This window comes from Hyphomonas chukchiensis (genome assembly GCF_000682695.1).
In the GTDB taxonomy this organism is placed as follows: Bacteria; Pseudomonadota; Alphaproteobacteria; order Caulobacterales; family Hyphomonadaceae; genus Hyphomonas; species Hyphomonas chukchiensis.
The window spans coordinates 1-8,210 of sequence record NZ_AWFG01000049.1 but is presented as its reverse complement, the minus strand read 5'-3'; the positions used below and the strand labels follow the sequence as shown (position 1 = coordinate 8,210).

General features: G+C 63.2%; 9 protein-coding genes. All 9 read right to left on the bottom strand.

Annotation, left to right across the window (positions count from 1 at the left end):
• The coding region (locus tag HY30_RS14035) for a DUF2274 domain-containing protein (protein WP_034741934.1) at positions 1 to 212 on the bottom strand (212 nt) is incomplete at its 3' end.
• Positions 209 to 1,468: a TrbI/VirB10 family protein gene (locus HY30_RS14030; protein WP_034741930.1), complete on the bottom strand. Its 1,260-nt coding sequence runs from the start codon at positions 1,466 to 1,468 to the stop codon at positions 209 to 211. The genes HY30_RS14030 and HY30_RS14035, both read right to left, overlap by 4 nt.
• Positions 1,465 to 2,487, bottom strand: a complete 1,023-nt coding sequence (gene trbG, locus HY30_RS14025) for a P-type conjugative transfer protein TrbG (protein WP_034741927.1) — start codon at positions 2,485 to 2,487, stop codon at positions 1,465 to 1,467. The genes HY30_RS14030 and trbG overlap by 4 nt, the downstream gene beginning before the upstream one ends.
• Before the next feature lie 12 nt (positions 2,488 to 2,499).
• Positions 2,500 to 3,186, bottom strand: a complete 687-nt coding sequence (trbF, locus tag HY30_RS14020) for a conjugal transfer protein TrbF (protein ID WP_034741924.1) — start codon at positions 3,184 to 3,186, stop codon at positions 2,500 to 2,502.
• A 1-nt stretch (position 3,187) separates the two neighbouring features.
• Complete coding sequence (gene trbL, locus HY30_RS14015) at positions 3,188 to 4,513, bottom strand: P-type conjugative transfer protein TrbL (protein ID WP_034741922.1); 1,326 nt, start codon at positions 4,511 to 4,513, stop codon at positions 3,188 to 3,190.
• A 4-nt stretch (positions 4,514 to 4,517) separates the two neighbouring features.
• Positions 4,518 to 5,243 carry a P-type conjugative transfer protein TrbJ gene (gene trbJ, locus HY30_RS14010; RefSeq protein ID WP_034741919.1) on the bottom strand — a complete coding sequence of 242 codons (726 nt, stop codon included), beginning with the start codon at positions 5,241 to 5,243 and terminating at the stop codon, positions 4,518 to 4,520.
• Complete coding sequence (gene trbE, locus HY30_RS14005) at positions 5,228 to 7,657, bottom strand: conjugal transfer protein TrbE (protein ID WP_034741917.1); 2,430 nt, start codon at positions 7,655 to 7,657, stop codon at positions 5,228 to 5,230. The genes trbJ and trbE overlap by 16 nt, the downstream gene beginning before the upstream one ends.
• Complete coding sequence (locus HY30_RS14000; RefSeq protein WP_034741914.1) at positions 7,651 to 7,923, bottom strand: VirB3 family type IV secretion system protein; 273 nt, start codon at positions 7,921 to 7,923, stop codon at positions 7,651 to 7,653. Before HY30_RS14000 ends, trbE begins: the two co-directional genes overlap by 7 nt.
• The gene (locus HY30_RS13995) at positions 7,923 to 8,210 is read right to left on the bottom strand and encodes a TrbC/VirB2 family type IV secretion system protein (protein WP_051615508.1); all 288 of its coding nucleotides are present in this window, start codon (positions 8,208 to 8,210) and stop codon (positions 7,923 to 7,925) included. Before HY30_RS13995 ends, HY30_RS14000 begins: the two co-directional genes overlap by 1 nt.

The window sequence follows — 8,210 nt, the reverse complement described above, 5'->3', positions numbered from 1 at the left end:
TTCTTTGCTCTTCGAAATCCGCTGTCACTCGCCAGAAAGGTCTCCAGCATCAGCGGCACCAGTGCCGAGGCCGAAACGTCCGTTCCGTACTTCTGCGAATGGATCCGCGCATACGCGTCCAACTCCGACGCAAGCAGGGGATCGACGAGCACCGTCAGTTTCTGCGGCGTCCGGTCCGGCAGCGGCCCGATCTTCAAATTGACGTCACTCATGGCTGTCTACCTCCTTCATAGGGTTTCAGGACAATGTCCTTGTTCACCAGTACGCCGAGCCGCCAGCCGGGCCGGATTGTGATCGAAGGCTGGACGTCCAGATTGCGGCGCACGATTTCCTGACCGGCTTCATTTGCGCCGGTCTGAGCTGAACGGCGCACCGCCCGGGCAATATCGCCCTCGTCATCGCTGGAGAGTTCGGAGCCGACGCCAAGCAGGGTCGAGAGCGCTACGCCCTGCAACAGTTTCCAGGAATGATAGTCGATCTTGTCTTCGAGGCCCGCATACCCGCGGGCATCGACGCCGGCGAGATTGTCGATCCGGATCGAGGATCCGTCCGGCATCACGATCCGGCTCCAGACAAGGAGCGCGCGGGACTGGCCGAACGCGATGACGCTGTCATAGCGCCCGATCAGGCGCGCACCCTGCGGCACGAGAACGCTCTCTCTCGTGACGGTGTCATAGACCGGGCTCGTCACCTGCGCGATGACTTGGCCCGGAAGGTCGGAGTTCACGCCCGTCAGCAGGGTTGCTGGGATGATTGTCCCAGCCATCAACTGGTAGGGCGAGACCGGTGTCTCGAGTCGGTGCGGATTGTAGATCGATGGATCCGTCTCGGTGCCCAGAAAATCAAGCTTGCGGGCCTGCCGGTTCGGATCCTCGCCAAGTGACGAGCCGAACGCCCCCTCGTGAGAGGCTGTAAAAGCCGAGAGGTCCGGAAAGCTCAGTGAAGGCGACGACGATGCAGGGGCTGGATTGCCGATGACCTTCGCTCCCGCGGCCGATCCCACCTGGAAAAACACGCTGCTCCCACGTGCGGCCTCTGAGAGGGCTGCCTCGCGCGCGCGCAACTCTGTCTCCAGCGCCGCCAGCTTTTGGGGCATTGGACCCGCCTCAGGCGCATCTTCCGCCGGCAATACCATCCGCCCTTCACGCTGCGCCTTAAGGATCGGCGTACCGAGGTCTCCGGGTAGCGGTGGCCCGAGAATGTCTTCGGCAGGCTTTATCTCGTTGTAGGATGCAGGCAACGCCGCAAGGCCATCTGCTGTCGGATTATGGCCCGTGTTATAAAGCTCGCGAGACGCGCTGGCGGACTCATCCTTTGGGCTTTGTAGGGCGAAGGCCAGTGAACAGAGCACGATCGCGCTGCCGGTGCCGAGCAGGACCATCAAAGCCCGTTTGGAAAACCGTTTGACCGGCCTCGGGCGGCCTCGGATTTCGAGCGGCTGTGCCGGTGGGGAAGCTGCTTCCGTCATGGTTTCGCTGGCCCGAGATCATTGCGCGCGATCTTCACGACATCTTGTCGCTTTTCACCAAGGCGCAGTTCTGCGCGGGCGAAAAGGCGATCGACGACGTAGTAGTCGCCCGACATGCGATAGTTCACGAGCTGCGATTTGCCGTCCCGGCCAATGACGAAGAGGGCCGGGGCCTCGCCCTGGTCGAGCCGGGCCGGGAACTGGATATAGACTTTGCGGCCATCATCGAACACGCGGTCCGGTCGCCAATGAGGAAAATCGCCATCAAGGTCGTAGCGGAACTTCAGCCGCTCCAGTTGTAGTCCGGCGGGAGACGCTGAGGCGGGTGTTGCGCCGGACCGCGCGACCCGCGTCACCAGTTGCTGGTCCGCATAGCGCCAGGAAACGGCCGCCATATAGGTTTCTTCGAACGCGCGCAGTTCAAGGTGGTAGGCGCGAAGGCTCGTCGTGATGATGAGGTTGGTTTTCAGCCCCGCCTGTGTCGGCTTGATCAGGATATGGGCCTGCGACTCGGCGCCGGTCCCGGAGACTGTGTCGCCGAGTACCCAGCGAACTGTGTCGCCGGCTGAGACGGACACGAGTTCCTCGCCGGGCTGCAGGACAATGTCGGTGACCTGCTCCGGCGCGCAATAGACTTGGTAGAGCGCACCGATCGTATAGGGATAGACTTGGATCGCGTTCATGTAATTGTCGAGTGAGGGTTCGACCGCCGCCTTGCCGTTTGCCGTCTCGATGGCCTGGTAGGGCTTGAGCGATGGCGCATCTGCCTCCGCTGGCATGGGTTTCAACTGGCCGGGCATCGCGCCTGTGACACTTGTCGGCGTATAGGTGCGGTAGACAACCGGCGTTGGAGCAAGGTCCGCGTCGGCGATATCGGTCTCTTCCGCGTCAGGGGCGAGATAGAGATCTTCGACATAGTCCGGCTCATCGAGTGTGATGTCGGGACCGACGGCGGTAGGGACAGACTCGCAAGCCGTAAGCGCGGTTGAGGCGAGAAGAACCAGGGCAAGGCGTTTCATGGGGAGGTGCTCCTATTGATGGTCTTTCGACCAGTTGAGTCCGTGGACGTAGAGGCCGAGGGGATTGGCCCGCAGGGCCTCTTCCGTGCGTGGCGGGTCGATGACGATCGAGAAAACGCCGGTATGGTTTGACTGGCCGGTCTCGGTGCCGTTTCGGTAGGCCGTCTCGTGCCAGCGCACCGTGAAACTGTCGTCCGACGCCCGCACGACGCTCGCCACGTCGACAGACACAGAGCGCCGTCCGAGATCCGCAAATGGATCATTGTCACGGGCATAATCATTGAGCGTAGCTGCCGCCCGGTCGGTCGCATAGGCATAGGCCGTCAGCCAGTTCTGACGGACGACGACCGGATCGATGGAGATCGACCGCGTGTTCTTCACAAATTCTGCGAGGTGGAACGCGATCTGCGCATCAGTCGGTTCATAGCGCTCGTCGGCCGGGCCGACGGCGCGCACGGCGCCTTCGCCCGTCAGTTCGACCACATAAGGCGTGACGAAAGACTGGGTGGAGCGCCAGACAAGGCCGCCCGCGAGGACGAATGAGAGGGTAAGACTGCCGAGTGCGGCCAGCCGCCAGTTCGCCGCCTGTACGCGGGCCGACCCGATCCGGTCGTCCCAGGCCTGCGCCGCGCGCTGGTAGGGTGTGACAGGTTCCGGTGTCACGCCATAGCGGCTAGAATTTCGCTTCCAGAGCTTCATGTCAGTCCTCGTCATTTCTGAGTTGTAGCGAAGTGCCGCCGCCCGGACGGTCGCCGTCGCGCACCGCTGAGGCCGCCATCATGCCGGCATCGCGGGTCGACTGATCGCGCCGGATACGCCTGGCCCAGTCCGGGGGAGAATTCGGTCCATTGGTTGGACCCGCGTTCCGCGCGCCCGTGCCACCCGTTGCCGCGAAAGCGGCGCGTGCGCCGGCCTGATGACGCTCCCCTGGGGTTCCGAACGCGCGCCGGGCAAAGGCTTTCGCGCCAGACGCTGCCGCACGAGCACCTGCGTCCGCGACACCGCTCACGCCCGCCATCGTGGCGCGGACACCGGTCTTGCCGGAAGCGGCCGCATTCATCTGGTAGGCTGTGCGAGCGCCGCCTGCCATGGAGGCTGCTGCGCCAACAGCGCTGCGAGTCCCACCGGCTGCTGCCCCGATTCCCGCCTTGGCGATGGAACCGCCCGCGACCGTTCCTGCTGCCACACCGGCGGCGGTGCCAATGGCCGCCCCAGCCCCAAGTTGTGGTGCCCCGGAGACAAGGCCTGTGGCGATGCCGGGTCCGAACAGGCCGAGGGCCAGAAGCGAGAGGGATCCGAGGATGACGGAGGCAGCCTGTTCAAGGGTCACCTCGTCTGGCTGGAAGGTCGATGTGATGGAGGAGAAAATGGTCGATCCAATGCCGACGATGATGGCAAGCACCATCAGCTTGATGCCCGACGCGATGACATTGCCGAGGACTTTCTCGGCGAGGAAGCTTGTCTTGTTCCAGAGCGCAAACGGTATCAGCACGAACCCGGCCAGTGTCGTCAGCTTGAATTCAATGATGGTCACGAAGAGCTGGATCGCGAGGAAGAAGAAGGCGAGGAGCGTGATGATCCAGGCGAGGAACAGGACAGCGATAATGACAATGTTCTGGAAGAAGGCGATCGGGCCGGTGAGCTTCTCGATCTCGTCTAGCAGCGGCAGCCCGGCATCGAATCCGGTCGCCGCGACGAAGCCGGGTTTGATGATGTCGTCGGCGGTGATCGTGCCGCCGGTGGCGTTAAGGCCCAGCTGCGCAAAACTCGTGAACACCACGTCCGAGAGAAGGGCAAAATTGCCGAGGATCAGCGCGAAGGCGCCGACATAAAGGACCTTCTTCAGGAACCTGCCAACAATGTCGGTATCGGGGCCCATGGCCCAGAACAGGCCCGCCAGCGTGATGTCAATCGCGATGAGCGCGCTCGTCAGGAACGCGACATCCGGCTGCAAGAGACCGAACCCGCTGTCGATATAGGCGGAGAAGGTCGCAACGAACTGGTCGATGACGCCAAGGTCTTCCATGGCACTAATCCCTCGAATAGGCGACGCCGTCGCCGACGAAGCGCTTGTGGCGGATGCGGGCCTGTTCCTCGATCGCGGCGCGCCGGGACTCTTCGAGCGCCACCATCCGGTATTGCGCCGCCATCAATTGCTGCATCTGCATCTGTTGCTCGACCGAGAGGGCGACAAGCTGGTTGCCGGCCTGGGCGACGGACAGGTTCCCCGTCGCGGCCTGGCTCTCGCCGACAAGGTCGGTCAGCGTCTCGCGCGCCTCCGCAATCGAGGTCACGATCCCCGACTGGACCTGGATCGAGGCCCGGAACGCCTCGCGGCTGATCCGCCACTGGTCGGCGGCTTCAGCGACGATTTCCTCATTGGTGAGGTCTTCATACGTATCCGGGAAGGCCTCGCGGTACTGGCGCTCGCTCTCTTCGACCTCATAGGTCACCTCGCTCGCTTCGCGCATAAGCGTGTCGATCCGTTCGAGCAGGCGTTTCAGGTGTTCGAATGAGGCATAGTCGAGCCGTTTCAGGTCTTCGGCCTGATTCACCAGCATCTGCGCCTCATGCTGGAGTTGCTGGACCTGATTGTTGATCTGTTCGAGCGTGTTGGTGGCGGTCAGGATGTTCTGGACGAGGTTTGTGGGGTCGATCACGACATCTCCCACGCCCAACAAGGCGTCTGCAGGAGGCGCAATAACGACAAGCGACGACACGGTCCCAAGGAGAATGGCGATCATTCGGCGGCGCATGGCACATCTCCTTCTGTCCCGATCAGGTCAGCGGCCCAGTGAAGTCCGCGCGCTTCCAGCCAGGCCGGTGCAAAGCCCTCCGGACCAACTGAAGCGAGAATTTCGGAGATCATTTTCTGGTCGGATTTCGACCCGGCAGCGCAGAAGGCGAGGGCAACTGGACCAAGGTCGAGGTCGAACAGGCGGTTGCCCTCCGGGGTTTGAACATAATAGTCCCGCTTCGGCGTGGCCCTTGCGATCAGTTCGACCTGTCGGGCATTGAGTCCGAAAGCTTCATAGGTTGCTTGTTGCGACGGCTCTTCCGCGCGTGCATTGGCCAGGAAAATGCGGGTCGGGGCGCTTTCGATCAGGCTCGGGGCAATTGAACTTGATGAGATGTCCGACAGGCTCTGCGTCGCGAACACGACGGAGACATTCTTCTTGCGAAGCGTCTTCAGCCAGTCGCGGAGACGCCCCGCAAACATCGGGTGATCGAGGAACAGCCAGGCCTCGTCGAGAATGAGCAGGGTTGGCTTCCCGTCGAACCGGGCTTCCAGTTTCGAGAACAGGTGCGCCAGCACGGGCGCGGCGAGCCGCTTGTCCTGCATCAGTGCATCCATTTCGAAGCAGAGCATGTCGCCGGTTTCGAGATGATCCTCATCGGCATCGAGCAGGGCGCCATAGGGCCCGGCCAGCGTATAGGGCTCCAGTGCCTGACGGAGCTCCGGCACCTGGATGAGGGCCACCAGCCCAGTCAGCGTACGCTGGGAGACGGGGGCTGCGCAAAGGCTCTGCAGCGCCGTCCAGACGGCCTGTTTGACCTCCGGCGTCATCGCGACGCTTTCCTGCGCTAACAGTCCGAGCACCCAAGCCTGCGCCGCAGCGAGGCCCGCTTCACTGTCGACATCCCGCAGCGGCTGGAAGGCAAGGTCGCCATCAAGACCGAGTTCGTACCAGGTGCCTCCCAAGGCGAGCGTCGCGCAGCGCGCCGACGCCCCCTTGTCGAAGACAAAGACCTGAGCCTGTTCATAGCGGCGGAACTGCAGGGCCAGCAGCGACAGCAGCACCGACTTGCCGGCGCCGGTCGGTCCGACCACCATCATGTGGCCGACATCACCCTGATGGGTCACCAGCCGGAACGGCGTCGAGCTTGCCGAGCGCGCCATCAGGAGCGGCGGGCCGTCCAGATGGGAATTCCGTTCAGGCCCGGCCCAGAGCGATGCCAGCGGCGCCATATGGGCGAGATTGATCGTGTTCAGCAGCGGCTGGCGGACATTGGCATAGGCCTCGCCCGGCAGCGTCCCGAGCCAGGCCTCCACCGCGTTGACGCTCTCCGTCACGCAGGTAAACCCGCGCCCCCGGATCACGCGCTCGACGGCGCGGATCTGGTCCTCGGCTATCGATGCGTCTTCATGCCGGACCACAATCGCCGTCGTGCAGTAACCGAACGCGACATGACCGGCCCCAAGCGCCTGTAGGGCTTCGTCCGCATCGGCCGCTTGGTTGTCGGCGTCTGTGTTGAGCAGCGATGCCGGCTCGTTTGTGAGTATTTCCCGCAAGTAGGAGGTGAGCGAGCGGCGTTTGGCAAACCAGTTGCGGACGTAAGAATTGAGCGTCTTCTCCGCCTCCGGCTTGTCGAGGGGCAGGAACCGGGTCAACCAGCGATAGGCAAAGCCGAGCTGGTCGAGGTCCGAGAGGAGCCCCGGCTCGCCCGTCGCCGGGAACCCGTTGATGGTCAGGACCTTCAGCGTCTCATCGCCAAGACGGGGCGACAATCCACCGATGAGCGGCGTATCGACCAGGAGCGCATCGAGGCACATCGGTACGGACGGCGCCCGCACGGCCTGCCGCACCGTGGAGATGCAGGCATGAAGGTATGTCAGTGTCTCGTCATCATCCAGAAACCGTGCCTCCGGCATGAGGTCCGCCATCATGTCCCGCGCCCGGGATGTTTCGGTTTCAAAATGAACAAGATGCTCGCTCCAGAACGCCGCCGGGGCGTCCGCCGGATCCTCGATGAAGAGCTGTTCGATCCTTGCCGTCCGGTCGGCTGGCGGCATCCAGGTGAGAGTGAGGTAGCAGTCCGTCTCGAAATGCCGGCCCGCTTCCTCGAAGGCCGCGCGGCGTTCTTCATCCACGAGCCAGGCGGCCGGTTCGCGCCAGATGCTTTCAGGATAGGTGACGGACGGCCTGCGGTCGGCCTCGATATGCAGCGCCCAGCCGGAGCCGAACCGGCGGAGGAGATTGTTCATGCGGGCTGTGACGGCTACGCGTTCTTCCGGCGTCGAGCTTTCAAGATCGGGTCCGCGATAGAAACAGGTCCGTTGCAGGCTGCCATCCTTGTTGAGGATGATGCCCGGAGCGATCAGGCAGGCCCATTTTAGATGATCGGCAAGCGTAGCGGGTCGGGCGCGGTATTCGGACAAATTCAGCATGCGTAATAGCCCCTTGTCCTTATGTGCCGGATCAGCACGTCGGCAAATTGCGGATCGCGCCGCGCGGCGAACACGCAGATACCTTGGGCCACGATCCAGAAGACGAGCCCCACACCCCAAAGCTGGAGGCCGATGCCGAGTGCGGCGGCCAGCGTGCCATTGACGATCGTCGCAAGCCTTGGCGCACCTGCGAGCAGGATAGGCACTGTGAGCGAGCGATGGACCGGCACGCTATAGCCCGGGGGCAGGGGGCGGTTGTCAGCCATCAGAGCGTCGCCCCACCGCCGAAGGAGAAGAAGGAGAGGAAGAACGAGGTCGCGGCAAAGGCGATCGAGAGACCGAACACGATCTGCAACAATTTCCGCATGCCGCCGCCGCTCTCGCCGAAGGCTAGGCCAAGGCCGGTCAGGATGATGACGATCGTGGCGAGGATTTTCGCGACCGGACCTTCGATGGAGTCGAGGATCGATTGCAGCGGGGCTTCCCAGGGCATGCCAGAGCCAGCCGCATGAGCCGGGAAGGTGAGCACAACGGCAAAAGCCGTCAGGCTCAG